This window comes from Gordonia sp. NPDC003504 (genome assembly GCF_053587995.1).
Genome location: NZ_JBSFPC010000002.1, coordinates 446701 through 471578, shown reverse-complemented (window position 1 = coordinate 471578; position 24878 = coordinate 446701). Strand labels below are relative to the sequence as shown.

Annotated in this window: 20 protein-coding genes and 1 pseudogene; 9 read left to right on the top strand and 12 right to left on the bottom strand. The window is 67.0% G+C overall.

The genetic code is table 11. The annotated features are described in order from the left end of the window. Positions 1-4: 4 nt before the first annotated feature. On the bottom strand, positions 5-1681 hold the full coding sequence (locus tag ACWDPV_RS06385) for an Hsp70 family protein (RefSeq protein ID WP_449742212.1): 1677 nt from the start codon (positions 1679-1681) through the stop codon (positions 5-7). Positions 1682-1758: 77 nt separating this feature from the next. Between ACWDPV_RS06385 and grpE the strand changes: the two genes are divergently transcribed. Next, positions 1759-2229: a nucleotide exchange factor GrpE gene (gene grpE, locus ACWDPV_RS06380; protein ID WP_449742211.1), complete on the top strand. Its 471-nt coding sequence runs from the start codon at positions 1759-1761 to the stop codon at positions 2227-2229. Positions 2230-2239: 10 nt separating this feature from the next. Here the strand turns inward: grpE and ACWDPV_RS06375 are convergent, their stop codons facing one another. Continuing rightward, positions 2240-4309 (bottom strand): prolyl oligopeptidase family serine peptidase, encoded by a 2070-nt coding sequence (locus ACWDPV_RS06375; protein ID WP_449742210.1) that lies wholly within the window; start codon positions 4307-4309, stop codon positions 2240-2242. Here ACWDPV_RS06375 and ACWDPV_RS06370 point away from each other — a divergent pair. Continuing rightward, entirely contained in the window at positions 4308-6857 is a 2550-nt protein-coding gene (locus ACWDPV_RS06370; RefSeq protein ID WP_449742209.1) for an excinuclease ABC subunit UvrA, read from the top strand. The genes ACWDPV_RS06375 and ACWDPV_RS06370 overlap by 2 nt on opposite strands. 319 nt (positions 6858-7176) lie before the next feature. On the opposite strand, the gene ACWDPV_RS06365 is transcribed toward ACWDPV_RS06370, so the two are convergent. The 4 genes from ACWDPV_RS06365 to ACWDPV_RS06350 form a co-directional block, all read right to left on the bottom strand. Next, a complete protein-coding gene (locus ACWDPV_RS06365) occupies positions 7177-8811 on the bottom strand; it encodes an HNH endonuclease (protein WP_449742208.1) in 1635 nt (544 codons plus the stop codon). A gap of 814 nt (positions 8812-9625) precedes the next feature. Then, a complete protein-coding gene (locus tag ACWDPV_RS06360) occupies positions 9626-10993 on the bottom strand; it encodes a hypothetical protein (RefSeq protein WP_348805154.1) in 1368 nt (455 codons plus the stop codon). A 67-nt stretch (positions 10994-11060) separates the two neighbouring features. Then, on the bottom strand, positions 11061-12281 hold the full coding sequence (locus ACWDPV_RS06355) for an oxidoreductase (protein ID WP_449742207.1): 1221 nt from the start codon (positions 12279-12281) through the stop codon (positions 11061-11063). Then, positions 12278-12856 carry a TetR/AcrR family transcriptional regulator gene (locus ACWDPV_RS06350; protein WP_348805152.1) on the bottom strand — a complete coding sequence of 193 codons (579 nt, stop codon included), beginning with the start codon at positions 12854-12856 and terminating at the stop codon, positions 12278-12280. The genes ACWDPV_RS06355 and ACWDPV_RS06350 overlap by 4 nt, the downstream gene beginning before the upstream one ends. Positions 12857-12977: 121 nt before the next feature. Here ACWDPV_RS06350 and lpdA point away from each other — a divergent pair, with 121 nt between their 5' ends. After that, complete coding sequence (gene lpdA, locus ACWDPV_RS06345; RefSeq protein ID WP_348805151.1) at positions 12978-14363, top strand: dihydrolipoyl dehydrogenase; 1386 nt, start codon at positions 12978-12980, stop codon at positions 14361-14363. A gap of 87 nt (positions 14364-14450) precedes the next feature. Here lpdA and ACWDPV_RS06340 read toward each other — a convergent pair whose 3' ends face one another. The 3 genes from ACWDPV_RS06340 to ACWDPV_RS06330 all read right to left on the bottom strand — a co-directional run bounded on the left by ACWDPV_RS06340 (position 14451) and on the right by ACWDPV_RS06330 (position 16954). Continuing rightward, positions 14451-14639 carry a hypothetical protein gene (locus ACWDPV_RS06340; protein WP_449742206.1) on the bottom strand — a complete coding sequence of 63 codons (189 nt, stop codon included), beginning with the start codon at positions 14637-14639 and terminating at the stop codon, positions 14451-14453. A gap of 163 nt (positions 14640-14802) precedes the next feature. Then, positions 14803-15846, bottom strand: coding sequence for a linear amide C-N hydrolase (locus ACWDPV_RS06335; RefSeq protein WP_449742205.1), 1044 nt, complete (start codon positions 15844-15846; stop codon positions 14803-14805). 253 nt (positions 15847-16099) lie between these two features. Further along, positions 16100-16954, bottom strand: coding sequence for a universal stress protein (locus ACWDPV_RS06330; protein ID WP_449742204.1), 855 nt, complete (start codon positions 16952-16954; stop codon positions 16100-16102). 118 nt (positions 16955-17072) lie between these two features. On the opposite strand from ACWDPV_RS06330, the gene ACWDPV_RS06325 reads away from it, so the two are divergent. From ACWDPV_RS06325 to ACWDPV_RS06305, 5 genes are all read left to right on the top strand, one after another. Further along, a complete protein-coding gene (locus ACWDPV_RS06325; RefSeq protein ID WP_348805346.1) occupies positions 17073-17957 on the top strand; it encodes a DNA-3-methyladenine glycosylase family protein in 885 nt (294 codons plus the stop codon). 189 nt (positions 17958-18146) lie between these two features. Continuing rightward, positions 18147-19139 carry an ABC transporter substrate-binding protein gene (locus ACWDPV_RS06320; protein ID WP_449742203.1) on the top strand — a complete coding sequence of 331 codons (993 nt, stop codon included), beginning with the start codon at positions 18147-18149 and terminating at the stop codon, positions 19137-19139. Next, positions 19136-19996, top strand: a complete 861-nt coding sequence (locus ACWDPV_RS06315; protein WP_449742202.1) for an ABC transporter permease — start codon at positions 19136-19138, stop codon at positions 19994-19996. Before ACWDPV_RS06320 ends, ACWDPV_RS06315 begins: the two co-directional genes overlap by 4 nt. Further along, positions 19993-20733, top strand: a complete 741-nt coding sequence (locus tag ACWDPV_RS06310; protein WP_449742201.1) for an ABC transporter ATP-binding protein — start codon at positions 19993-19995, stop codon at positions 20731-20733. The genes ACWDPV_RS06315 and ACWDPV_RS06310 overlap by 4 nt, the downstream gene beginning before the upstream one ends. Next, positions 20730-21914, top strand: a complete 1185-nt coding sequence (locus tag ACWDPV_RS06305) for an LLM class flavin-dependent oxidoreductase (protein ID WP_449742200.1) — start codon at positions 20730-20732, stop codon at positions 21912-21914. Before ACWDPV_RS06310 ends, ACWDPV_RS06305 begins: the two co-directional genes overlap by 4 nt. A 53-nt stretch (positions 21915-21967) precedes the next feature. Here ACWDPV_RS06305 and ACWDPV_RS06300 read toward each other — a convergent pair. The 3 genes and pseudogenes from ACWDPV_RS06300 to ACWDPV_RS06290 all read right to left on the bottom strand — a co-directional run. Then, a pseudogene (locus ACWDPV_RS06300) lies at positions 21968-22885 on the bottom strand (acyltransferase family protein); the annotation flags it as partial. 164 nt (positions 22886-23049) lie between these two features. Next, the gene (locus ACWDPV_RS06295) at positions 23050-23697 is read right to left on the bottom strand and encodes a class I SAM-dependent methyltransferase (protein WP_449742199.1); all 648 of its coding nucleotides are present in this window, start codon (positions 23695-23697) and stop codon (positions 23050-23052) included. Between the two features lie 9 nt (positions 23698-23706). Next, positions 23707-24243 carry a carboxymuconolactone decarboxylase family protein gene (locus tag ACWDPV_RS06290; protein ID WP_449742198.1) on the bottom strand — a complete coding sequence of 179 codons (537 nt, stop codon included), beginning with the start codon at positions 24241-24243 and terminating at the stop codon, positions 23707-23709. Between the two features lie 25 nt (positions 24244-24268). Between ACWDPV_RS06290 and ACWDPV_RS06285 the strand changes: the two genes are divergently transcribed. Next, positions 24269-24736 carry a MaoC family dehydratase gene (locus ACWDPV_RS06285; protein WP_449742197.1) on the top strand — a complete coding sequence of 156 codons (468 nt, stop codon included), beginning with the start codon at positions 24269-24271 and terminating at the stop codon, positions 24734-24736. The last annotated feature ends 142 nt before the right edge of the window (positions 24737-24878 follow it).

Sequence of the window (24878 nt, the reverse complement as noted above, 5' to 3'; positions counted from 1 at the left end):
CCGCTCAACCGTCCCGGCGCCGGCTGCGGTGTACCTGGTCGAGCTCGCGGGCCACCTCCGACTGTGACAGCGTCGCACCGGTTCTCGCGGTCAGACGCAGCGGGAGGTCGGCGTCGATGTGGTGGGCCGTCACGATCAGGACACCGTCGAATCCCATCTCGAAGGTCACCCGCACCTCGCTGTTCTCGTCGTAGCCCGACGGGATGTCGTCGATGGCGCCCTCGATGAGCACCTTCGCATCCTGCGGGAGTGGGGAGGCCTGCTGCCCGAGTTGCTCCATCACGGTCAGTTCGATGCGTCGCTGATCGGCACGCACGGTGCCGAAGGAGCGTCGGACCCGGATGGGCAGCGGCTGATTGCGGTGCACCAGCCACGTCACCTCGAGGTCACCGCTGCGGCCGCTGACGGCGAGGATGCCGAAACCCCGGGACACGACGGTGTCGACGGAGATCTCCAGCATCCGCCGCACGCCGGCCACCGGCATCGCGAAGGCACGCGCCACCCGTGATGCGGCGGCGTCGACATCGGCCGGGTCGGCGTCGAAGATGCCACCGTGCGCGGGCAGGCGCCCGCGGGTCTGCAGGTCGGCGGCGACGAGACGTTCGATCTCGAGTTTCTCGCCGTAGATGGCGGCGCCCTTGGCCACCGCGAGATCCGGATCGGACAGTTCCGGGACGATGCCCAGCGCGGTGGTGAGTTCGCGTGCCACCGCGGGCATCCGGGACGAACCGCCGACCAGCAGGATGCGGTCGACGCGGGTGACGCCGCGGTCGCGGGCAGCGGCCAGACAGGCCTTGGTGAGATCGATGGTGCGGGCCAGCAGCCCTGCGGTGAGGTCCTCGAGTTCGGCGCGGGTGACGGTGATGACCGACCGTTGGCCGTCGTGAGAGACGATCACCGACGTCGACTCCGCCTCGGTCAGTTCGTGTTTCGCGCGTTCGGCGGCCAGGATCAGCGACTGCGAACCGGCCGAGTCGTCCAGGGGGTCCTCGGCATCGGGGTGTTCGGCGCAGAAGGCCCGGGACAGGTGCAGGGCGAGGCGTTCATCCCAGTCGGCGCCGCCGAGTTGGTGATCACCGTCGACGGCGAGTACCGAGATCCGGCGGTCGGCCAGTTCGATGACGGTGGCGTCGAAGGTGCCGCCGCCGAGGTCGTAGACGAGGACGGTCTCATCCGGTGTGCCCTTGGCCAGGGCGTCGGTCAAACGACTGAATCCGTACGACAGGGCCGCGGCGATCGGCTCCGACAACACGCCGGCCACCTCGATGTCGGCATAGGTGCCGGCCTGGATGGTGGCACGGCGTTCCTCGTCGCCGAAGTAGGCGGGCACGGTGATGACGGCCCGTTCCACCTTCTGACCGGCGAACTCCGCGCTACTGGCCAGCGACTTGAGGATGAACGCAGAGATGGCCGGCGCCGACCAACTCTGACCGTGCGCGACGAACCGCCAGTCGGCGTCGCCCATCCGCCGTTTGACCAGCGTGCACACGTTGTCCGGGTCGAGTCGCGCCTGCCGGCGGGCCGCTTCGCCGACGATGTGGTCGTGTGCCGAGGGCAGCAGGATCACCGACGGGGTGGTCGGCGAACCGTTCCAGTCGGCGACGACCGACGGCCTGCCGTCGGCATCCATCGCCGCGATGGCAGAGTTCGTCGTCCCCAGGTCGATCCCGTATACGCCCACGGTCGGCGATCGTAACAGCGACCAAGGCGCCCCGAGGGTGGTCGAGCGAGGGTGGGCGGTGTGATTACGCTACGCGGATGACCACAGGAGCAGAAGACGGGGGCGGGCTCGCCGAGCAGCTCCGCAGTCTCGACGAGCAGGTGTCCGATCTGGCCCGGGTGATCGCGCGTCAGGCGCAGACGATCGAGCGGCTCGTCGACGCCGACGCGAAACGGGCGGGCGCCGCCACTGCGGACCTGCCGCTGCTCGTCGAGTTGCTGGCGTTGTACTCCGATGCCGCGGCGTGCGCCGAGGGGGCCGACGGCGAGACCGATCGGGCGGCGTTCACCGCGTTGCGTGACGGGCTCGATCGGCTGATCGTCGGCCGCGGCGGCCTCGTCGTGGTGCCGCGCGTCGGGGATGCGTTCGACGTCGCCACCATGGACGCCGTCGACACCGTCCCGACCGAGGGTGACGCGCAGTCGCGCACCGTCGCGCAACTGCTGCGTCCGGGACTGCGTGTCGGGGAGCGGTCGGTGCGGCCGGCGGCGGTCGTCGTGTACCGCTGAGTCCCGTTGCCTACTCGGCGGTTCCGATCGTGCGCCACAGGAATTCGTAGGCCAGGGCGGTCTTGAAGGCGGACTGCTTGTTGTCGGCGGCACCGCCGTGGCCGCCCTCGATGTTCTCGTAGTACGACACGGTGTGGCCGTACTCCTCCAGTCGCGCAACGAGTTTGCGGGCGTGTCCGGGGTGTACCCGATCGTCGCGGGTCGACGTGGTCACCAGGATCGGTGGATAGGTGCGGTCCTTCGCGAGGTTCTGATACGGCGAGTACTCGCTGATATAGGCCCACTCGTCGGGGTTGTCGGGGTCGCCGTATTCGGCCATCCAGGAGGCGCCCGCGAGCAGCAGGTGATAGCGACGCATGTCGATCAGCGGGACCTGGCAGACAAGGGCACCGAACAACTCCGGGTACCGGGTGAGCATCACACCCATCAGCAATCCGCCGTTGGAGCCACCCTGCGCGGCCAACTGCTCGTGTGTCGTCAGGCCGCGGGACACCAGATCCTTGGCGACGCCGGCGAAGTCCTCGTAGACCAGGTGGCGTCCGGCCTTGAGTGCCTGGGTGTGCCACGACGGCCCGTACTCGCCGCCGCCCCGGATGTTGGCGATGACGTAGATGCCGCCGCGGGCGATCCAGCTGCGTCCGGCCAGCGCGAGATAGCCGGGGGTGAGCGAGTTCTCGAAGCCCCCGTAGCCGTAGAGCAGGGTCGGTCCGGCGGTGACGTCGGTGCGGCGAACGACGAAGTAGGGGATGGCGGTGCCGTCGTCGGAGGTGGCGAAGAACTGTTCGGCGACAACCTTATCCGCGTCGAAGAAGGCCGGAGTGTGCTTGATGACGGTGGTCTCGCCGCCGGACTCGCCGTGCAGCAGGCTCGGTGGTTCGGTGAACGACGTCGCCGACCAGAACACCTCGTCGCTGTGGTCGGGGTCGGTGTCGAGGACCGACACGGTGGCCAGATCCGGCAGTCCTCGCTGCTCGACGGGCGTCCAGTCACCCAGGGTGAGGACGGTGACCTCGGTGTGCACGTCATGCAGGGTGAGCATGATCAGGTGTGAGCGGGTGAAGGTGAACGACTGCAGGCTGGTGTGCGTGTCCGGGGTGAACAGCACTGTGTGCGTGCGGTTTCCGGTGAGGAAGGCCGGGTAGTCGAACACCAGCAGAGTGCCCGCGGCGCGCACCACGCCGTCGACCTCCCAGTCCGTGCGGGGGCGCACGAACATCGCGTCGTGGTGCACGACGAAGTGTGCGTCGGTGGGGATGTCGATGAGAATCGTTTCGGTTCCATGGTTTTCGGCGCCATGGGTTTCGGTCTCTCGCAACTCGTAGGCGAGCTCGTTGAAGAAGTCGGTGGCGCGGCCCACGAAGTGACGTTCGTGACCGGGGGTATGATCGTAGACGGCACTGACGGCGACGTCGGTGACCTCCCCGGCGTACACCGTCGGTGCGTCGTCGAGTGCGGTGCCGCGGGTCCAGCGTTTGATGATCCGCGGATACCCGGACGTCGTCAGCGATCCCGCGCCGTCGGGCTGCGGGCCGAAATCGGTTCCGACGTAGACGGTGTCGCGGTCGATCCAGGAGATCGACGACTTGTTCTCGGGTAGCGCGAAGCCGTCCTCGACCCAACTGCGGGCGGCGACATCGAATTCGCGGATCACCGCGGCGTCGGCACCGCCCCGCGACATCGAGATGAGGGCGCGGTCGTAGTCCGGCCAGTTCATCGTCGCGGACTTCCACACCCAGTTCTCGTCGTCGGTGGCGGCGAGGGCGTCGACGTCGATGAGCACGTCCCAGTCCGGGGAGTCGGTCAGGTAGGACTCCAGGGTGGTGCGTCGCCACAGTCCCCGCGGGTGCGTCGCATCGCGCCAGAAGTTGTACAGGAACCCGCCACGCCGCCGGACATACGGGATGCGGTCATCGGTGTCGAGCACCTCCAGTGCCTGAGACTCGAGTTCGCGGAACCGGTCGGAGTCGGTCAGATCGGCCAGCGTCGGTTCGTTGTGCGCCCGCACCCACTCCAGGGCGTCGTCGCCGGTGACGTCCTCCAGCCACAAGTATGGGTCGGTATCGAACTCATTGCTGCTCATGACCGCCCAACCTACTCTGGACACGGTGACCCGACGCGCCGAGCACGCCGCACCCGAGGAGATCGCCGTACGTGGTGCGCGCGTCAACAACCTGCGTGACGTCGACGTCGACATCCCGCTGCGGACGATGGTCGGGATCGCCGGGGTGTCCGGGTCGGGGAAATCCTCCCTGGCGCTGGGCGTGCTCTACTCCGAGGGCGCGCGGCGGTACATCGAGGCGCTCTCGACCTATACCCGCAGGCGGATGGCGCACGCGCCGCGGGCCGCGGTGGATTCCGTCGAACACGTGCCGGCCGCCCTCGCGTTGCGGCAGCGACCCGGCGTGCCGGGCGTGCGCTCGACCTTCGGCACCTCCAGCGAGCTGCTCAACGTGGTGCGACTGATGTTCTCGCGACTGGCCTCGCACCGGTGTCCCAACGGGCACTACGTGCCGCCCTCCATCGACGTCGCCGCGGAGGTCCCGTTCTTCTGCCCGGAGTGTGGGGCGCAGGTCGACGCGCCCGGCGCCGAAGCCCTGGCGTTCAACTCGGGCGGGGCCTGCCCGACGTGTTCGGGCACCGGCGTGGTCCGCACCGTCGACGACGCCGCGCTCGTTCCCGATCCGGGGAAGACCCTCGACGAGGGCGCGGTGGTCCCGTGGAACATGTTCGGCTTCAACGTCCAGCCGACCATCGCCCGGGAGTTCGGGGTGCGCACCGATGTCCCGTGGCGCGATCTCACCGACGCCGAACGGGAGATCGTGCTCGACGGCCCGGAGGAGAAGAAGCACATCACCTTCGCTTCTCGGAAAGGTATCCACGACCTGGACTTCACCTTCCGCAACGCGCGGCTGACCGTCACCGAGGAACTTAAACGTGCTGACACAGAAAAGAGGCTGGCGCGGGTCAGTCGCTTCCTCACCGAGGGTGTCTGCCCCGACTGTCACGGCACCCGCCTGAGTGAGGCGGCCCGTGCCCCGCGCATCGGCGAGCAGAACCTGGCCGACATCACCGCACTGTCTCTCGATGATCTGCTCGACTGGGCGCCGACGATCCCGCCGGCGCTGCCCACCGAGATGCAGGCCATGGCGCAGGGATTGGTGGACACGTTGCTCGGCATGGCGCAGCGACTCATCGAACTCGGACTCGGCTACCTCACCCTGGATCGTGCCGGGGCCACGCTGTCAACCGGTGAACGGCAACGCGTCCAGCTGGCCCGCGCCGTGCGCAACCGCACCACCGGGGTGCTCTACGTCCTCGACGAACCGTCGATCGGATTGCATCCGGCCAACATCGACGGCCTCCTCGGTGTGATGGATGATCTTCTCGTCGACGGCAATTCGGTGGTCTTCGTCGACCACGACGTGCAGATCCTCCGTCGTGCCGACTGGCTGATCGAAATCGGCCCGGGATCGGGTACCGAGGGTGGACGGGTCATCGCACAGGGCGGCGTGCGTGAACTCGCCGCCGAACCGGCATCGCGGCTCGCCGGGTTCCTGACCGGTGACGAACCCGTCGTGATCCGGGAGAAGTGCTCTCCGGATACGGTTTTCGACCTCGGTACGCTTCATCTGGAGACGACGGCCATCCACACCGTGCACGACCTCGCCGTCGACATCCCGGTGGGACGGTTGGTTGCGGTGACCGGGGTGTCCGGTTCCGGCAAGACGACGCTGGTCCTGGATTCGCTGGTGCCGGCGCTCACCGCACACGCCGCCGGCCAGGCCGCTCGGATGCCGGGCCACGTGCGTCGCCTCGATGTCCCGGAACCCGTATCCGGCAAGAAGATCCGGGTGCATGTCGTGGACGCCACGCCGATCGGCATCAACGTCCGCTCGACAGTCGCGACCTACTCGAAGGTGATGGACGATCTGCGTGATGCGTATGCGGCCACCGATGAGGCCCGTGCTGCGGGGCTGACCGCGTCCGACTTCTCCCACAACACCGGATCATTGGCGTGCCCGCGGTGCGACGGTACCGGTCAGGTATCGCTCGACGTGCAGTTCCTGCCGGATGTCGACATCGTCTGCCCGGACTGCGACGGAAGCCGTTACGGGCCACGGGCCAAGGACTTTCGTCGTGACGGCCTCGCGCTACCGGATCTGCTCGGCCATACCATCCGGGACGCCGTGGGAGTGGTGACGGGACTGCCGCGGGTCACCAGGAGGCTGCGCGCCTTCGACGAACTCGGCCTGGGGTATCTCACGCTCAACGAGGCGACCCCGGCGCTCTCCGGTGGGGAGGCGCAACGCCTGAAGCTGGTGAATCAGTTGCACCGCAATCAGAACGATGCCGTGTTCGTCCTCGACGAACCGAGCGTCGGGCTGCATCCGCTCGACGTCCGCACCCTGCTGGCGGTGCTGACCCGACTGACCGACCGGGGTGCCACCGTCATCGTCATCGAGCATGATCTCGACATGATCGCCAACGCCGATCACATCATCGACATGGGCCCGGGTGGTGGCACCGACGGCGGACGCATCGTCGCGGTGGGATCACCGGAACAGGTTGCACAGAACCCGGATTCGGTGACCGGACGATACCTGTACCAGCACCTGACGGGGCCGTAGGCCGAGTCCCGCCGACGTGCCGTCGGGCCGGTCGAGCCGCCACCCGCTCGCCGGTCGAGCCGCCTCGTGCGAGCTTGCGAGCCCGTGGCGTGTCCGCCGGGCCGAGCTTGTCGAGGTCGTTTCGACGGAGCTCAACGCAAGGAGACCACGCAACCCGAAGCTGGAAACCGACTGCAGCGCAACCTTACTCCCGCCGGTCGAGCGGCCCATCCCGCCGGTCGAGCCGCCTCGTGCGAGCTTGCGAGCCCGTGGCGTGTCGAGACCACGCAACATGGAGCTGGAAACCGATTGCAGCGCAACATCACCCGACGGCAGTGACCTACCGCGGATAGGTGGTGATGGTCTCCCCGGTGACCGGGTCGCGCCAGATGACAGCCCGATCCGACAGCATGGTGGGGATCAACAATCCCATGTGCTTTCTCTGATGGTCCGGGGTACACAGCGGCATCAGGTTGAATTCCACGGTCCAGCCACCGGTTATCGGATCCTGGTGCACGAATTTCACCAGGTGATCGATCTGGCATTCACTGGCCGGGCGGCCGCAATGCGGGTACCGGCAGGTGCCATCCAACTCGATGATCTTCTCCCGCAACCATGCCGGTATCCGATACGTCAACGCACCCGATGGTGGGAGCAGATGTCCGCCGTGTCCGGTGGGGTCGATCGGTGCCGCGGGGAACGGATCGTCGAGGCGACGCCACGCCGCGGGTATCCGATCGAGTGAGGTGGCGGTGTTGATGGTGGGGATGTCCAGGGTGGGAAACTCGCTCACGGTGACCAGCTGTCCCGAGCTGATCAGCGATCGGGCGTGGGAGTTGTCAATCACGCCGAAGTACTCCAACCGGGCCTCCCGCTGCCCGGACGGATCGGTGATCAACGACAGCGACAACTGCGAATCGCTTTCGGTGTCGGTGTCGGGTTGCGCCTCTTCGGTATCCGTTGCATCGAAGTCAGCGTCGTCGTCGGTGATCGTCTCGGCATCGTCGGTGACATCGGCGTCACCATCAGCGTCCGACTGTGCATCGTCGGTCGTCTCGAGATCGTCGGTTACGTCGGCGTCCGCATCGACATCGTCGGACGGATCAGTCTCGTCGACGTCGATGTCGAGGTCGGTCAGACCACTCGGCTCCTCCGGCAAGGGGATCGCCCGGGAGCAGTCGCCTCGCCCGCATTCGCACGACAGGTGCGCGCCGGGCAGTCCTTGGATTTCGGCGAATGCCGCGACCTGCACCTGACCCTGACGACGCGGATCACGTGGGCAGATCCGCTCACTGATCATCTTCGCGATCCGCGCCGCCAGGTGGGCACCCATCTCGCCGGGGGCGTAGACGGAGATGCTGCAGTGCCCGTTGGTATCCCGACGCACCCGCACGTTCTGATCGCGTGCGGCGGCTTCCTCGCGCCGGTCGGCGGCACCGTCAGGATCCAGCGCGATCACCATCTCGACGACCTGATCCCGCAATGTCGTATCCGCCTGATTGCGTTCGGCGAGCTGCAGTGCACGGGTTTCGGCGAAGGCGCGGACATCGTCGTCGGACAGGACGCCGATCTCGTTGGCGATGATGCGGATACGTTCCAGGCCGTGGTCACCGTCCAGGAACGCGGCGGTCACCGTCGGGAGCGTCGACAGCAGAAAGCTCAGCGTCATCCACGCGGTGGCTTGCGGCACCGAGACACCCAGGGTGGTCGATACCTTGCCGGTGACGGCTTTGTCGACGGCACCGGTGGTGTGCACGTTGGTCTGATGGCCCGAGAGCAGCATCTCGTCGTATACGGTGTGCCCGATCCGCGCCGCCGACAACACTTTCCGTGCGATCACTTGTCGTTCCTGGCGTTGCAACAGTCGGGCGAGTGCGGTGGCCGCCTCGACGGGGAGGTGATCGATCATGGTGGCGTCGTCGGCGGTCATCGACAGTTGCGGGACCTGATTGGTCTGAATCATAGTGTCGGCCATGGTGTTCACCTCCTCTGCTCGGTCGCTCCAACTGAACTGAGTCAAGTGTAGCGAGGGGCACCGACAAGTTCTTCCGGCGTGGAATGTGGTGGGGATGAACGCTGTCGGTTCCCGCAGGGTTGGCTTCGGTTGTCGCTCGGCTGGTTTCGCTTTCGGCATGCGGAAGTGGTCTCGATACGCGACGAGCTCGCTTCGCTCGCGCGGCGCACTCGACCAGCGGGGGTGGCGGAGGTGGCCTCGACCTCGACAAGCTCGGCCCGGCGGATACACCGACTCGCAAGCTCGTCGGCACTCGGCCAGCGGGTGTTGCCCACCGCTGGCCGAGTGGGTCGGAGCTTGCGGAGCCCCGTATCGAGGCCACGTGAGTGGAAGCTGTTGCTTGGGTCGAGCTTTCGGCATGCGGGAGTGGTCTCGATACGCGACGAGCTCGCTTCGCTCGCGCGGCGCACTCGACCAGCGGGGGAGGTATTGCGCTGTCGGGTTGCGGAAGTGGTCTCGACCTCGACAAGCTCGGCCCGGCGGATACGTGACGGGCTCGCTTCGCTCGCGCGGCGCACTCGACCAGCGGGGGTTGCGAAGGTGGCCTCCACCTCGACAGGCTCGGCCCGGCGGATACACCGACTCGCAAGCTCGTCGGCACTCGACCAGCGGGGAAGCTGCTGCGTGCGTTGCGTTGTCGGTTGCGGAGGTCTCGACTCGGTCCTCCGCTATCGCTCCGGACCGGCTCGACCAACGGAAGGGGGCGGCTCGACCAACGGAGAGTGGACCGGCTCGACCAACGGGAAGAGGCGGCTTGATTAGCGGGAAGAGGCGGCTACTCGACCAACTCGGTCGAGGTGGTCTCGATGTTCGGGGGCTCGCGCCGCGCGGGCCGCATCGTGACTTCCAGGACGATCAGCACCAGTATCGCGATCGCCACGGTCCAGATGACGACCAGACCGGTCGGGTAGTTCCAGAACATCAGGATCAGGGCGCCGACGGCGACCACCGTGATGCGCAACGGGATTCGTGCCTGCCAGAGTGTGTGTTCGAACGCGTTGGGGGGCCGCTGCGTACGCTTCGAGTCGAGGGCGCCGACACCACGGGTGAAGGCGCGTCGGGTGGCCAGCGCCGAACGGGAGCCGCCGGCGAGGTACGCGGCGATCGTCACGACGAGGGCGAGGACCGCGACGGCGCGCAGGGCGAATCGCAGCGGCGCGATGACGGTGTCGAAGATCGCCTGGGCGGCGTCGGGGGCCAGGACGTCGGCGGGAACCTCGTTGAGGTAGATCGTCCGGCCGACGAGGATGCCGATCGCCAGCAGCAGCATGCTGAACAGGATGGTGAGACCCACGATGGCGGTCATCCGCAGTCGCCGGCCCGAACCGATCAGGGCGATGGCGGCGAGGGCGCAGGCGATGCCGATCCACGGCAGCACCGTCGCCACCTTGTCGAGCGCATTCACCCAGCGATTGGCCTTGGCCAGCTCCGGCGACCGGAAGATCACGAACTCCTTGTCGACGTTCGGGATGTTCGTGGCGAAGGCGAAACCGCGCTGCTCGAGCCGGTCCTGCACCTGGGTGATGATCGGGCCGAGCTGGATGCTGATGGTGCCGTCGGGGTCGATCTCGACGGCGTCGCGATTCGTGTTGCCGGTCACGGCCGCCACCACACCCTGATGGGCCGCGCGGTTCGCCGAGACCCACAGATCCCGGAAGGTCGGCGACCGGACGAAATCGGTGACGGTCTGGTGAACGAACGACTGTGCCTGCGAGGCGATGACCGGCGCGAGCCCGACCAGCGCATTGTCGAGGTGCGGGCGCTCCGCCGGGGTCAGATCGACGAGTTGCTGCAGCGCCGCCGTCGTCGTCCCCTCGATGTCGACCTGATCGTTGATCTGATCGGTGACGATGGTGATGACCTGGTTCTGCACCGCGGTATTCGACGCCAGCGGCGCGACGGTGTTCACGTAGTGATCGGTGTCGAGGATCTGGCTGCGCACGAAGTGGGTGGTGACCGACAGGATGGCGCACACCGCCACCAGGAGCAGCAGGATGCCCGAACCGATCCGGCGCCACAGCAGTCCGGACGGTCCCTTCCGAACCGTGGTGGGCGTCTCCTCCAACTCGGCGACCTGAGCCCGCAGTCGCTCGAGTTCGGCACGTTCGTCAGGGTCGAGGGGACGTGGCTCCTCCAGGGTCATGCGTCGACGATCCCACGCGGTGCATCGGCGCACACCATCCGGATCGGATGAGTCACGGAGAGGCGGTTCACCCGGCGGAGAGACCCCCGGCCGTTTCGCGGACCGGGCACTCGGTGCGCGTGTAGATCGTCGGCATGCACAGGTTGCAGTGAATGCACTGCGACGTGGTCGACGGATCGGCCTGAATCCGTTGGGGCAGATCGGGTTCACGAAGCAGGGCGCGGCCCATCGCGAGGAGGTCGAATCCCTCGGCGAGAGCCGAATCCATCGTCGCCCGGTCGGTGATGCCGCCGAGCAGGATGATCGGCAGATCCACCGCCTCGCGCAGCCGCCGGGCCAGTGGGAGAAGGTAACCCGGGTGATACTCGTACCGTTTGAGGAAGAACGGTCCGGCCGCCTGCAGCCCCCACTTCATCGGACCCCGGAAGGCACTCGCGAATGCGGCCCGCGGTGCCTCACCGTGGAACAGGTACATCGGATTGAGAAGTGAACTGCCCGCGGTCGGTTCGATGGCGTCGATGAAGCCGTCCTGCTCGAAGAGCCGGGCCACCTCACAGGCCTCGTCGACGTTGAAGCCGCGCCACCTGCGCGCCGGCGCGCCCACCGCGCCGACCCCGTCGTACATGTTGAGTTTCGCCCACACGGCGACCTCGCTGCCGACCTCCTCGCGGACCGATTCGAGAACCTCCCGGGCGAAACGCGCCCGGTTGACCAGCGCACCACCGTATCCGTCGCGTCGTCGATTCAGCATCGGCGACAGGAAACAACTGATCAGATAGTTGTGGCCGCAATGGATTTCGAGTGCGTCGAAGCCGGAGTCCACCGCGATACGGGCGGCGCGTCGGAACACCGAACGCAGTCCGGCGATGTCCTCGACGGACGGCGCGTGCGTCATCGACATCCCCATCGGCGCCGGAATCCGTGAGGGCGCAAGGGCCTTGGCGCCGTTGGAGATCGAGTTGGCCACCGGTCCGGCATGTCCGAGTTGGGCGGCGGCCAACGCACCTTCGGCGTGGATCGCGCCGGTCAGTTGCGTCAGTCCCGGGGCGGCGTCGGGGCGCAACCAGATCTGATGGCGGTCGGTACGGCCCTCGGGGGAGATCGCGCAGTAGGCGACGGTGCTGATCGCCACCCCGCCGGCGGCGACCTCCCGGTGGAAATCGATGAGGTCGTCGGTGACCAGCGCATCGGGGGTGCGGCCCTCGAAGGTGGCGCACTTGATCACCCGGTTCCGCAGACGCAGGGGGCCGAGCGTGGCGGGAGCGAAGGGATCGGGAACGGCATTCATGGTGTCTCCTCGATGGGTGCGCCGAGTCCGGCGACGACGAAGCCCGCGAGGGCTGTGACCGCGTCCGGCGACAGGGGCTGCGCACCGCCGAAACGCGTGAGAATGAGGGTGAAGGCCAGGGCCCAGCGTCGCCGGGCCGCGCGCGGGTCCAGACCGGGAGTGATCGCCAGCAGCAGATCGGTCCAGTCGTCGAGCCGGAACCACGGGCGCGACCATCCGGCCTCGGGATGATCGTCGACGAAGCGGGTCAGCAACCGCAGATGCAGGTGCCCCGTCGGATCGGCCTGCAGGCGCACCAGTGGGTCGATGATGAGCTCGACGATCGCGGCGATGCTCGTCGCCGACGGATCGAGGTGATCGAGCGGGTCGGCCCAGATCGGGCCGAGACGATCCTCCAGCAGGGCGGTGACCAGGTCGTCCCTGGTGCCGAAGTGATAGTGCACCGCAGCGGGATTGGCTCCGGCCGCCGAGCAGATCGCCCGCACCGACACGGTCTCGAACCCGTCGGACAGGAACAGGGTCTCGGCGGCGGTGAGGAGTCGCTCTCGGGTCGTCGCCGAACGTGTCGGGGCCATGGCAACTGATCCAAACACATCCCCATCACCGTTTCAATCATTGATTGAAACCTGTTTCGGTTACCGGCCGGTACCGGGGACGTCATGCGCGATGATCAGGCACCGACGTAGGGTGGTCGACGTGGCTGAACACTTTCAAACAGTTGTCCTGGGTGCTGGTCCAGGTGGGTACGTGGCCGCGATCCGGTCCGCCCAGCTGGGCATGAAAACTGCCGTCATCGAAGAGAAGTACTGGGGCGGTGTCTGCCTCAACGTCGGATGCATCCCATCCAAGGCGCTTCTCCGCAATGCCGAACTCGCCCACATCTTCAACCATCAGGCGAAGACCTTCGGAATGTCCGGTGACGTCTCCTTCGACTTCGGCTCGGCGTTCGACCGCAGCCGCAAGGTCAGTGACGGCATCGTCAAGGGTGTCCACTTCCTGATGAAGAAGAACAAGATCACCGAGATCGACGGCTACGGCGTCTTCACCGACGCCAAGACCATCGCCGTCGGCGATCGCGAGATCACCTTCGACAACGTCATCATCGACACCGGCTCCACCGTCAAACTGCTGCCCGGCGTGGAGCTGTCCGACAACGTGGTGACCTACGAGACGCAGATCCTCACCCGCGAGCTGCCCTCCTCGATCGTCATCGTCGGCGCCGGCGCCATCGGCATGGAGTTCGGGTACGTGCTCGCCAACTACGGCGTCGACGTCACCATCATCGAATTCCTCGACCGCGTGCTGCCCAACGAGGACGTCGACGTCTCCAAGGCCATCGCCAAGGAATACAAGAAGCTCGGCGTGAAGGTGCTCACCTCCACCGGCGTGCAGACCGTCACCGACAACGGCGACAGCGTCCGCGTCACCTACAAGGACCCCAAGGGCAACGACGGCGAGATCACCGTCGACAAGGTGCTCATGTCCGTCGGCTTCGCACCCCGCGTCGACGGCTTCGGCCTGGAGAAGACCGGTGTCGAACTCACCGACCGCGGTGCCATCGCCATCGACGACCATATGCGCACCAACGTCGAGGGCATCTACGCCATCGGTGACGTCACCGCCAAGCTGCAGCTGGCCCACGTCGCCGAGGCGCAGGGCGTCGTCGCCGCCGAGACCATGGCCGGCGCCGAGACCATGACCCTCGGCGACTACCGGTTCATGCCGCGCGCCACTTTCTGTCAGCCGCAGGTGGCCTCGTTCGGGCTCACCGAGGCGCAGGCCAAGGACGAGGGGTACGACGTGAAGGTGTCGACCTTCCCGTTCAGCGCCAACGGCAAGGCGCAGGGTCTGGCTGAGACCGCCGGCTTCGTCAAGCTCGTCACCAACGGTGAGACCGACGAACTGCTCGGCGGACATCTGGTGGGCGACAACGTCTCCGAGATGCTGCCGGAGCTCACCCTGGCCCACAAGTGGGACCTCACCGCCAAGGAACTCGCCCGCAACGTGCACACCCATCCGACGATGAGTGAGGCACTGCAGGAGACGTTCCACGGCGCGATCGGGCACATGATCAACCTGTGATCATGACCAACCCATAACGAAAGCTCCGATACGACAACGCGGTTCGTCCCCGAGGACGAACCGCGTTGTCGTTTCTCCAGCGACCGATCAGTGGGAACCAGCGGTGGCCGAAGCGAAGTCGACCTTCTCGGTGAGCGTGTAGGGTCGCTCGATGCCGAGCTCGCCGAGCACCGTCTCATACACGGGTCGCGTTCGGCTGGTGTTGATCTCCACCGTACCGATGGAGTCGTGAATACCGTCACGCAACAGCTTCCCGCCCACGAGGTGCAGACGCACGTCACAGGCCTGGTCCTTGGCCGGGTTGATGAACGCGACGTTCCCCGCAGTAGATGGTGTTCTCGCCGGGCAACAGGTGCGACAGCTGGGCGAGCGTCGTCAACCCGCCCACGCCCGAATCGATCACCCCGATGGGGAGCCCTCGGTCAGCATGACTGCCGCTTCACGCGTTGATGCTCGTCGCGGCCTGCGCCTTCTGCGCGGCCCCGAGTTGTTCGAGGAGCTTGAACGACAGGAAGGTCATCGGGCCCTCGTCCTCGAAATGCTTGGCGACGTTGCCGGCGATACCGCCCTCCAGAGAGAGTTTGCCGATGAGATCCAGCTTGAGTTGCGGCGAACCCTCACTGAAGTCGAGGTCGGCGAGATCCACCCAGACGACGTTGGGCCGGGTCGTCGACTCGTACACATAGCGCTTGTTGGTCAGGTCGAGCACCACCTGCCAAATGGTCTGCGACGCATCGGGTTTGCCGGGATCGGGGATGCGGAACGGTTGCGCCGCATTGCGGATGACGCTGAACATGCTCGCGATGGATTCCAGCTGCGACTTCGGCTGCGGCAGTCGGGTGGCGTAGAAGGCGGCGCGGGCAAATCGATGCTCCGCCATGGTGTCACCCGGCAGCAGTTGGTCGCCGCCGAGGCCTTCCCAGCGGCCGAGGAGTTCGAGCTGCTGATCGTAGGTGGGCGAGTTCGTCATCACGTGGTACTTGGAGCTGTGGTAGACCTTCGCCTGCCCGTCGATGTACTCGATGATCGCCGAGTCTCCGGTGGCGTCGTCAAGTGCGAGGTGGATCGTCGGCGGGTTGCCGCCGGTCGGATCGGGCATCTGGATGACCTGGACGTCGGTCTTCTCGATCCACTCGACCGCCTCGGCGACGGTGGCGTAGTTGTCCAGGAAGTACTGCAACCAGACGGCCTGACTCAGGGCCGGCCGCGACTCGTCGAGCTCACCGTAGGTGGACTCCGCCAGCCAGAGGATGTGCCCGCCCAGGCCTGCTTCGTTGATGCCGTCGACGGAGATGATGTCGAAGGCCGCCGCGATCACGCTGCCGTACTTCGACGTCCAGGTCAGCTCGCCCTTGACGCCGTCGTCACGGGTGACGCCTCGGGGCTGCTTCCACAGATTGGTCATCAGATCCTTGTGGAAATCCATATTGCGGCCGACGACGACCGCGCCATTGGCGTCGGGCCAGATTACGCGTGTACACATGGGTCATCTTCTTCGTGCGCAAATGCGCATCGGTGTACGTGACAATGTCAATTCTAGTGCTGTGAAAATAACGGCCGATGACCTTCGACGTCGCCCAAAGTCGGTGCACACAACCAATTTTCCCGTCCGCGAATGTCATCGACATGAAATCAGTCCTGGACGTTCGCGCAATTGGTCACACTTTGGCGCGCGATACGTCACGAAATCAGCACCGTACCTTTCATGAGTGCTTATCGATGGTGATGCGTGTGTGTCAGCGGACGATCACGAGCGGGCGATGCGTCGCGTAGAGCAGGCCCTGGCTGGTCGATCCGAGCAACAGACCGGTGAAGCCGCCGCGTCCGCGGCTGCCCACGACGAGCAGATCCGAGGACTGCGCCGCCTTGGCCAATGCGGAGACGGGATCGTCGTCGACGACCTGCGTGGTCACCCGCACCCGTGGCAGTCGTCGCGCAAGCCGGTCGACGTCGTCGGCGAGGTGGTTCTCGATCTGCGCGTACGCATCGGCGAATGCGTTGTCCGGGCCGTCGAATCCGCTCGAATCCCACGCGGCCACCACGTCGAGTTGAGCGGCTCGTTCGGCGGCCTCGTGTGCCGCCCAGTCCAGGGCGACCTGTGCGGACGCCGAACCGTCGACGCCGACCGTGACGACGCCCGACGGTGGCCGATCCCATTCCGGGCCACGGATCACCGCCAGCGGGCACGAGGCGTGCGTCGCCAGTGCACCGGTCACCGAACCCACCAGGGCGGAACTGACCCGCCCGCTGCCCGAGTTGCCCACGACGAGCAGCGAGGTGTGCCGCGAGCGTCCGAGGAGTGCGCCGCGCGCCGAATCCCGGATGATGTGGGTGTGCACCTCCAGGTCGGGCTCGACTTCCAGCGCAACGGCTTTCGAGTTCTGGAGGACCGTCTGCGCGACCTGGCGGGCACCGTCGAAGTACACCTCCGGGACGGCATATTCGATCAACGGGGGAGAGACGGCATCGATCGCGTAGATGAGGTCGAGATGGGTCTGATGGATTGCTGCGGTGTGTGCCGCCCAGCGCACTGCTTCCAGTGCGGTCGTCGAGCCGTCGGTACCGACGGCGATGCCTTTCGAGTACCTCATACCTCCAGTGTGTGCCGATCGCGGCGGCGGGGCACGAGGCTTTGGACCCCATCCCGCGCGGCTGTGTGCCTGATCGCGCGGCGCGGTACCGGGGAGGGGGCCGTAGAGTCGGACGGTGATGTCAGCCTCGCCCCGCGCGCGTCAGTGGACCCCGCCCGGTCCACTCGATCTGCGGGCGACCGTGGGTCTGCACCGACGCGGCAGCGGCGATCCGGCGTTCCGGTACGGACGTGACGGCTCGGTGTGGCGCGCGGTGTGGACTCCCGACGGCCCGGGCACCGTGACCATGCGCGTCGAGCACGACCGCGTGGTGGGCCGGGCGTGGGGGCCCGGCGCCGACTGGCTGCTGGAGACGCTGCCCGACGCGCTCGGCGCCGATGACCATCCCGAGGCGATGCCAATCCACGACGAGGTGGTCGCCGGTCTCGCGGCCCGCGCCACCGGACTGCGGATCGGCAGCACCGGCCGGGTGTGGGAGGCCCTCGCCCCGGCGATTCTGGAACAGAAGGTGGTCGGCACCGAGGCGTGGCGGGCCTGGCGATATCTGCTCCGGCGATTCGGTGAACCCGCGCCGGGCCCGGTGCCGGCGGACATGCGGGTCCCGCCGCCACGGTCGGCCTGGATCGACATCCCGGTGTGGGAATGGCACCGCAGCGGCGCCGAACCGGTACGCATGCGCACCATCCGCGGCGCGGCCACCATCGACACCGAACGTCACGCCGGCCACCTCGACGTGTTGCGCGGCGTCGGTCCGTGGACCGTCGCCGAGACCCGCGCCCGGGCGGTCGGCGACGCCGACGCGGTGCCGGTGGGTGACTATCACATTCCGTCGCTGGTGGGGCAGACCCTCATCGGTGAACGCGTCGACGACGCGGGGATGCTCGAACTCCTCGAACCCTATGCCGGACACCGCTATCGCCTCATCCGGATGATCGAGATGTACGGCAGCGCGCCGCAGCGACGCGGCGCCCGGATGAGTGTGCGCGACTACCGGGGAATCTGAGATCGTCCCCGAGATCGACTCGCGCTGAACAGAACTCTCGATCTCCCCGGTTACCTGCGGTGATGACGGCCCGAGTCCGCACCGGCCGGATGTGCCGAATTGTCCGTCCTGGCCGGCACCACCAGAATTCCCTCTCGAAGGATTGCCGTGCCCCGTGCCCGGGTCATGGCGCGTGTGAAGGGACTGTTGATGTCATCGAGAATTGCCGGGGCCGTCGTGGCCGTCATTGCCGTCGTCACCGCGGTGGTGACGGGGTGTTCCTCCGACGACGCCGCGAGCGGCTCCGGCGGCCGGGTGACGCTCGTCGTCGGCGACCAGGTGCAGCAGACCCGGTCTCTGCTCGAGGCGTCGGGCGAACTCGACAATCTGCCCTACGACATCGACTGGGCGGCATTCGAATCCGGGCCACCCCTGCTGGAAGCCGCCGCGGCCGGCAAGGTCGACTTCGGTGGCACCGGGGACGTCCCGCCGGTGTTCGCCCAGGCCGGTGGTGCACCCCTGAAAATCGTTGCGGTGCAATCCCGCACCGCACCCAATGACTTCCTGCTGGTGCCCGCCGGTTCGTCGGTGACCTCCATCGCCGCGCTCAAGGGTAAGAAGGTGGCGTTCGCCAAGGGGTCGAGTTCGCACGGTCTGGTGCTGGCCCTGCTCGCACAGGCGGGGTTGGGTCCGGATGACATCGAGGCGACGTATCTGTCACCGACCGAGGCGCTTTCGGCGTTCTCCGCGGGCCAGGTGGATTCCTGGGCGGTGTGGAACCCATTCGCGACCGTCGGCCAGACACAGGCCCACGGCAAGGTGATCGCCGACGGTGCCGAATTGACCACCCAGCAGGGCTACTACCTGGCACCGGAATCCGCGCTCGCCGACTCCGGCAAGAATGCCGCGATCAAGGACCTCATCGGTCGGATCACCCGCGCCAACCAGTGGTCGGTCACCCACGAGGATGCCTGGATTCCCACCTACAGCAAGCTCACCAAGCTCCCTGAACCCGTCGCCCGGGCGACCTTCGCGACCTCGTCGGGAACCCTCGTCGCGATCGGGGACGAGCAGATCGCCAAGCAGCAGAGGCTGATCGACCTGTTCGCCAAGGCCGGCGAGATCCCGAAGGCCTCCGACGCCGGTGCCTACTTCGATCCGCAGTTCAATGCCGCGGTGACCGGCGCGGGGGCGTCCCGATGACCCAGATCGTGCTCGATCGGCGGGTATCGGGAACGGCGGTCGAGGGGGCGGGCGATGTGACGGCCGAGGCGCACCGCGGCTCGCTGTGGTCGCGTCTGCCGCGTCTGCGGGCCGGCTCCTGGCTGCGGCTGATCTCGCCGCTGGTGATCCTCGGGCTGTGGCAGTTCCTCTCCGTGCGGGGGGTCATCCCCGAGGCGAAGTTGTCGCCGCCAACGCAGGTGTGGGCGGCCGCCCAGGAACTCTGGGCCGACGGGAGTCTGCAAGAAGCACTGGCGATTTCGCTGCAGCGGGTGGGCCTGGGACTGGTCCTCGGTGTGGTGGTGGCCGTCTCGCTGGCCCTGCTCGTCGGTTTCTTCCGGGTGGCCGACCTCGCCATTGACCCGCCGTTGCAGATGCTGCGGACGGTCCCGTTCCTCGGTCTGATCCCGCTGTTCGTGGTGTGGTTCGGGATCGGTGAGGAACCGAAGATCTACATGGTCGCCCTCGGCGTGCTGTTCCCGCTGTACCTGAACCTGGTGTCGGCGATCAAGGGCGTCGATCCGAAACTCATCGAGGCCGGACGCTCCGTCGGGCTCGGCCGAATCGGTCTGGCGCGCACCGTGATCTTGCCGGGCTCGATGGCCGGTGCCCTCACCGGTTTCCGGTTGTCGCTCGGGGTCGCTTGGCTGTCGTTGATCGTCGCCGAACAGATCAACGCCGACGCCGGGCTGGGATACCTGGTGATGAACGCGCGCACCTACTTCCGCAACGACATCATCGTCCTGGGCCTGGTGATCTACGCTCTGCTCGGCCTGATCAGTGACTCCATCGTGCGTGGGCTGGAGAGCTACCTGCTGCGCTGGCGGGTGACCCGATGAGCCCGCGGGTGGTGGTGCGTGCGGAGGGGTTGTCGCGTTCCTTCGGTGACGTCCACGTGCTCGAGGGCATTGACCTGATCTTGCATGCCGGTGAGATCGTGGCTCTGGTCGGACGTTCCGGCTCCGGGAAGTCGACGCTGCTGCGGATCATCGCCGGACTCGATCCCGGTCACGAGGGTGAGTTGACCGTCGACGGGTCCCGGGCGGTCGCCTTCCAGGAACCGCGGCTGTTGCCGTGGCGGCGTGTGGACAAGAACGTCTCTCTCAACCTCAAGGTCGCCGACGCCGATGCTCGCGCCACCGACGCGCTGGCCGAGGTGGGACTCTCGCATCGGGCGGGAGCCTGGCCCCTGACGTTGTCCGGTGGTGAGGCGCAACGTGTCTCACTGGCGCGGGCGCTGGTGCGCAATCCGGATCTGCTGCTGCTCGACGAACCCTTCGGAGCGCTGGATGCGCTGACCCGGCTCGAGGCCCATGGTCTGCTCACCCGGTTGTGGGCACGACACCGCTTCGCCGCCCTCCTGGTCACCCACGACGTCGAGGAGGCCGTCGTCCTCGCCGACCGGGTCCTGGTGCTCGAGGACGGGGCGATCGCGCACGACGTCACGGTCGACCTGCCCCGTCCGCGGGAACGTGATGCGGCCGAACTCGTCGCCCTGCGGGAGCGGGTCCTGGCCCATCTCGGCGTCGGCGCATTGGTCGGCGGCGCCACCACCGCCGGATCGGAGAGTCGATGAGCGACACGCACTTTCACTGGTTCTTGCCGACCTCGGGAGATGGGCGGGAGGTGATCGGCGGGCTGCAGTCCGCCGGAATCCTGGGGACCGCGTCGGCGGTGCGGCCCCCGGATCTGGACTACCTCGCCCTCGTCGCCAGGACCGCGGAGCGACTCGGGTTCGAGTCGGTCCTGACGCCCACCGGAACCTGGTGCCACGACGCCTGGTTGACGACGGCCGCGCTGATCCAGGAGACCAGTCGGCTGAAGTTCCTCGTCGCGTTCCGGCCCGGGCTGATCACCCCGACCCTCGCCGCACAGCAGGCCGCGACGTTCGCCGAGTTCTCCGGCGGCCGGTTGGCACTGAATATCGTCGCCGGCGGCGATCGGGAGGAGCAGCAGCGTTTCGGGGATCGGCTGACCAAGGAGCAACGCTACGCCCGGGCGCGTGAGTTCGTCACCATCGTGCGACAGGCCTGGACCGGAACGCCCTTCGACTTCACTGGGGATCACCACGATGTGACCGGCGCGGTGGTCGGGCATCCGCCGGCCGTGGCGCCTCAGGTCTTCTTCGGCGGTGCGAGCGAGCCCGCCCGTGAGGCCGCCGCGGCGACCGTCGACACCTACCTCACCTGGACCGAACCGCCGGAGAAGGTCGCCGCACTTGTCGACGACGTGCGCGCGCGGGCCGCCCGGTACGGCCGGGAACTGTCCTTCGGTATCCGGGCGCACGTGATCACCCGTGACACCCGGGAGGAGGCGTGGGCCGAAGCCCGCAAGCTGGTCGGCCGGATGGACCCGGCGCTGATCGCGTTGGCGCGAGAACGGTTGTTGCAGAGCGATTCCGAGGGTCAGCGACGTCAACTCGCACTCAACGCCGACGTGGACAACCTCGAGGTCTATCCGGGGCTGTGGGCCGGATACGGCTTGGTGCGGCCGGGTGCCGGTACCGCTCTGGTCGGCAGTCACGCCGAGGTGGCCGACCTGATCGCACAGTACCGCGCGATCGGCATCGATCACTTCGTCCTGTCCGGCCAGCCCCACATCGAAGAGGCATTCTGGTTCGCCGAAGGTGTGGCGCCGCTGGTCCGTGCGGCCGAGCGCCGAGCATCCTCCGACACCGTCGCATCGGTGGTGGCCGGCGCCGATACCGATGTGGATCGCTTCGACGAGGGTACGAAGGGCTTCTCGGCGACGCGGTAGAACCCGTAGGAGATGGCCACGATGACCGGGCAGAGGACAACCCACAAGATCAGCAACTGGACCAACGGTGCCGCGTGCAGGGGCCGCACCATCGTCAGCCACCCTATCTGCAGCAACGGGGCGTGGATGAGGTAGATGCTGTAGGCGAATGCCGCGATGCCGGCGAGCGGGCGCCAGGACATCGCCTGTGCGGTCCTCGACGCGGTCCCCAGATGCATGGCCACGATGAGACCGATCGTCGCGATGCCCGCACAGAGGTCCAACCACAGGTAGTTCGACTCGACCCAGTGCGGATCGGCGAACGCGCAGACTGCGATCAACGCCGCCGCACCGGCCCCGCTCACCACCCGCCACGGCACCCGGCGGGCCACCTGTGGGTGGTCCCGCACCAGCAGACATACCGCGGCGGCAGCAGCGAACATCAGGTAGTAGGCGGGCCACAAGCGTCCGGCGCGGTCGTCGATGAACGCGGCGGTGATCATGCCGATCGCCCCCACACCGACTCCGAAAACGGCGGCGGCGGCCAATCCGCGCCAGCGCAGGATCACCAGCATGAGAGGTAGCAGCAGGTAGATGTGGAATTCCACCGACACCGACCAGAAGGTGTACGACGCATCGTGAACCGGGATCACTTCCTGCAACAGGAAGTAGTCGACGATCCACCCCTTGGGGCCGGATTGCAGCGACAGATCCCAGTGAGTGCCGGTGGTCTCATGCAGCCAGAGCACGGTCAGCACGATGGTCAGGGTCAGAGCGATCCAGTACGGTGGCGCGATGCGCTGCGCCCGGCGGCGCAGGTAGCCGAACATGCCGTCGGACAGCCGACCGTCACGAGTTGTGCTCAGCGCCAAGGAATATCCGGCGAGCACGATGAAGACCGTGACACCGAAGTGCCCCCACTGCGCCCACCAGAAGGCATAGCGTTCCCATCCCGTGAGGGTGGAGCCACGCGGCAGCACCGACGACGTCATGAACGCATGGTGCACCAGGACGAACAGTGCGGCCAGCGCGCGCAGACCATTGAGGAAGGCCAGTCGGCCCGTTGTGTTGTGCACAATCCCCCCCGGATTGAGATCCGTCGACAGTACCGCGCGAATCGGCGGGAGGGAAGAGGAACCTTCTCAAGACGGACGTATCAGGCACCGCTCGGCTTGCGGCACAACACATACTGTCCCTCGTCGATGAAGGTTTGCTCGATGTGTTCGGCGCCGAGGTCGCGCAACCGTCCGGTGATCTCGTCGCGGTCGAACACGCGGTATCCGCCGATGCCGGCGAGCGTACGCACCCCGGGCAGGGTGGAGATCGGGCCGGCGACCGAGGTGAACACGACGAGGAGACCGCCGGGAAGCGCCACGCGCATCATCTCGTCGAGGACCGGCAGCGGATCGGGGATCAGATACAGCGCGGCGAGGCAGATCACCTCGTCGAAACTGTTGTCGGAGAACGGGATCGCATGTGCATCGACCCGCAGATAGGATGCTCTCCCGGCGCTGTTGGTGGCGACGGCGGTGGCCAGCATCGGCGCGGAGTAGTCGACGCCCACAACCTGTCCGTCGCCGGTGAGGCCGTCCGCGATGTGACGGGTGTAATTACCTGGACCACAAGCGATGTCGAGCACCATGCGTTCACCAGGCCGGCAGAGATAGGCGCGCAGTGCCTTGTCGTAGTCGGCGGTGGCGTGCCCGCCCAGGGAGAACCCGCGAGTGAAGATCGGTCGCCATGCCTTCTGGTAGATGCGGGAGAAGACGGGGTTGCGCATCAACCGGGTGGCCGGTGATTCCATCGGGCCGCCTCAGGCCCGCACGTCGGGCTGCACGCGCAGGGTGTGCAACGTGGTGGCCAGCATGTCGTACTGGCCGGCAAGCAGCACGAAGGCGATCGCCTGACGTTCGTCGAGGTGGCGTCGCAGCGCCGACCAGGCGATGTCACTGATGTCGGAGTCGGTCACCAGCTCGTCGGCCGCGCGGAGCAGCGCGCGTTCGCGGTCACCCCATCCGGCGTCGGGGCCGTCGAGAATGCGACCGAACTCGTCGTCGCCGATACCCGCTCGCTTCCCGAGTCGCCGGTGGTGATCGAGTTCGTACTCCGACCCGCGTAGATGGGCCACGCGGATGATGATCATCTCGGAGTCCTTGCGCGGCAACGTCCCGAACGGCATCAGCCGGGCCGAGAAGTGCAGCCAGCCGCGGAACAATCCGCGGGTGCGTCCGAGTGTGGAAAAGATGTGGGCGTCGTGCACGCCGATGGCGCGGGCGGCGATGCGACTGAACGCCCAGTTGATCGGACCGAGGTCGCGTAGGCCGCCGGGAGCGATCCGTGGGGTGCTCATGGTGTCACGGTAGACTACCGCGATTATGACGACCATCACACCGCGCGTGTTCACCTCCCTCGACGACATCAAGGCCGCGATCGGCGAGGATCTCGGTTCCGGCGAATGGCTGGAGATCACGCAGGAGCGGGTCAATCAGTTCGCCGACGCGACCGGTGATCATCAGTGGATTCATGTCGATCCCGAGCGGGCGGCGTCGGGTCCGTTCGGTGCGCCGATCGCTCACGGTTTCCTGACCTTGTCGCTGCTGCCGATGCTCGCCGGGTCCATCTTCACCGTCGAGGGCCCGAAGCTTGTGATCAATTACGGGTTGAACAAGGTGCGGTTCCCGAATCCGGTTCCGGTGGGCTCGCGGGTCCGGGCCAATGCGGTGATCACCTCGATCGAGGAGGGTGCCAAGGGTGTGACGATGGTGGTGCGCAATACGGTGGAGATCGAGGGCGCCGACAAGCCGGCGTGCGTCGCGGAGAACGTCCGGGTGATGGTGTTCTGACCCGGCGGTGAACCCGACACCCGATTTCACCCCGATCGTCGTCGACGCGACCGCCGATCTCGACGACTCGATCGTCTGACGACTAGCGGCCCTCGGGCTGCTGCCGCGCCCCCCACACCCCGCATCCGCGAGGGAGTCGAGC

Excerpts from the sequence above, each read along its gene's own strand:
- grpE (WP_449742211.1), top strand. The coding sequence starts at position 1,759 with ATGACCACAGGAGCAGAAGACGGGGGCGGGCTCGCCGAGCAGCTCCGC.
- ACWDPV_RS06370 (WP_449742209.1), top strand. The coding sequence starts at position 4,308 with ATGACCGCCCAACCTACTCTGGACACGGTGACCCGACGCGCCGAGCAC.
- ACWDPV_RS06375 (WP_449742210.1), bottom strand. The coding sequence starts at position 4,309 with ATGAGCAGCAATGAGTTCGATACCGACCCATACTTGTGGCTGGAGGAC.
- ACWDPV_RS06365 (WP_449742208.1), bottom strand. The coding sequence starts at position 8,811 with ATGGCCGACACTATGATTCAGACCAATCAGGTCCCGCAACTGTCGATG.
- ACWDPV_RS06360 (WP_348805154.1), bottom strand. The coding sequence starts at position 10,993 with ATGACCCTGGAGGAGCCACGTCCCCTCGACCCTGACGAACGTGCCGAA.
- ACWDPV_RS06355 (WP_449742207.1), bottom strand. The coding sequence starts at position 12,281 with ATGAATGCCGTTCCCGATCCCTTCGCTCCCGCCACGCTCGGCCCCCTG.
- ACWDPV_RS06350 (WP_348805152.1), bottom strand. The coding sequence starts at position 12,856 with ATGGCCCCGACACGTTCGGCGACGACCCGAGAGCGACTCCTCACCGCC.
- ACWDPV_RS06335 (WP_449742205.1), bottom strand. The coding sequence starts at position 15,846 with ATGTGTACACGCGTAATCTGGCCCGACGCCAATGGCGCGGTCGTCGTC.
- ACWDPV_RS06330 (WP_449742204.1), bottom strand. The coding sequence starts at position 16,954 with ATGAGGTACTCGAAAGGCATCGCCGTCGGTACCGACGGCTCGACGACC.
- ACWDPV_RS06325 (WP_348805346.1), top strand. The coding sequence starts at position 17,073 with ATGTCAGCCTCGCCCCGCGCGCGTCAGTGGACCCCGCCCGGTCCACTC.
- ACWDPV_RS06320 (WP_449742203.1), top strand. The coding sequence starts at position 18,147 with ATGTCATCGAGAATTGCCGGGGCCGTCGTGGCCGTCATTGCCGTCGTC.
- ACWDPV_RS06315 (WP_449742202.1), top strand. The coding sequence starts at position 19,136 with ATGACCCAGATCGTGCTCGATCGGCGGGTATCGGGAACGGCGGTCGAG.
- ACWDPV_RS06310 (WP_449742201.1), top strand. The coding sequence starts at position 19,993 with ATGAGCCCGCGGGTGGTGGTGCGTGCGGAGGGGTTGTCGCGTTCCTTC.
- ACWDPV_RS06305 (WP_449742200.1), top strand. The coding sequence starts at position 20,730 with ATGAGCGACACGCACTTTCACTGGTTCTTGCCGACCTCGGGAGATGGG.
- ACWDPV_RS06295 (WP_449742199.1), bottom strand. The coding sequence starts at position 23,697 with ATGGAATCACCGGCCACCCGGTTGATGCGCAACCCCGTCTTCTCCCGC.
- ACWDPV_RS06290 (WP_449742198.1), bottom strand. The coding sequence starts at position 24,243 with ATGAGCACCCCACGGATCGCTCCCGGCGGCCTACGCGACCTCGGTCCG.
- ACWDPV_RS06285 (WP_449742197.1), top strand. The coding sequence starts at position 24,269 with ATGACGACCATCACACCGCGCGTGTTCACCTCCCTCGACGACATCAAG.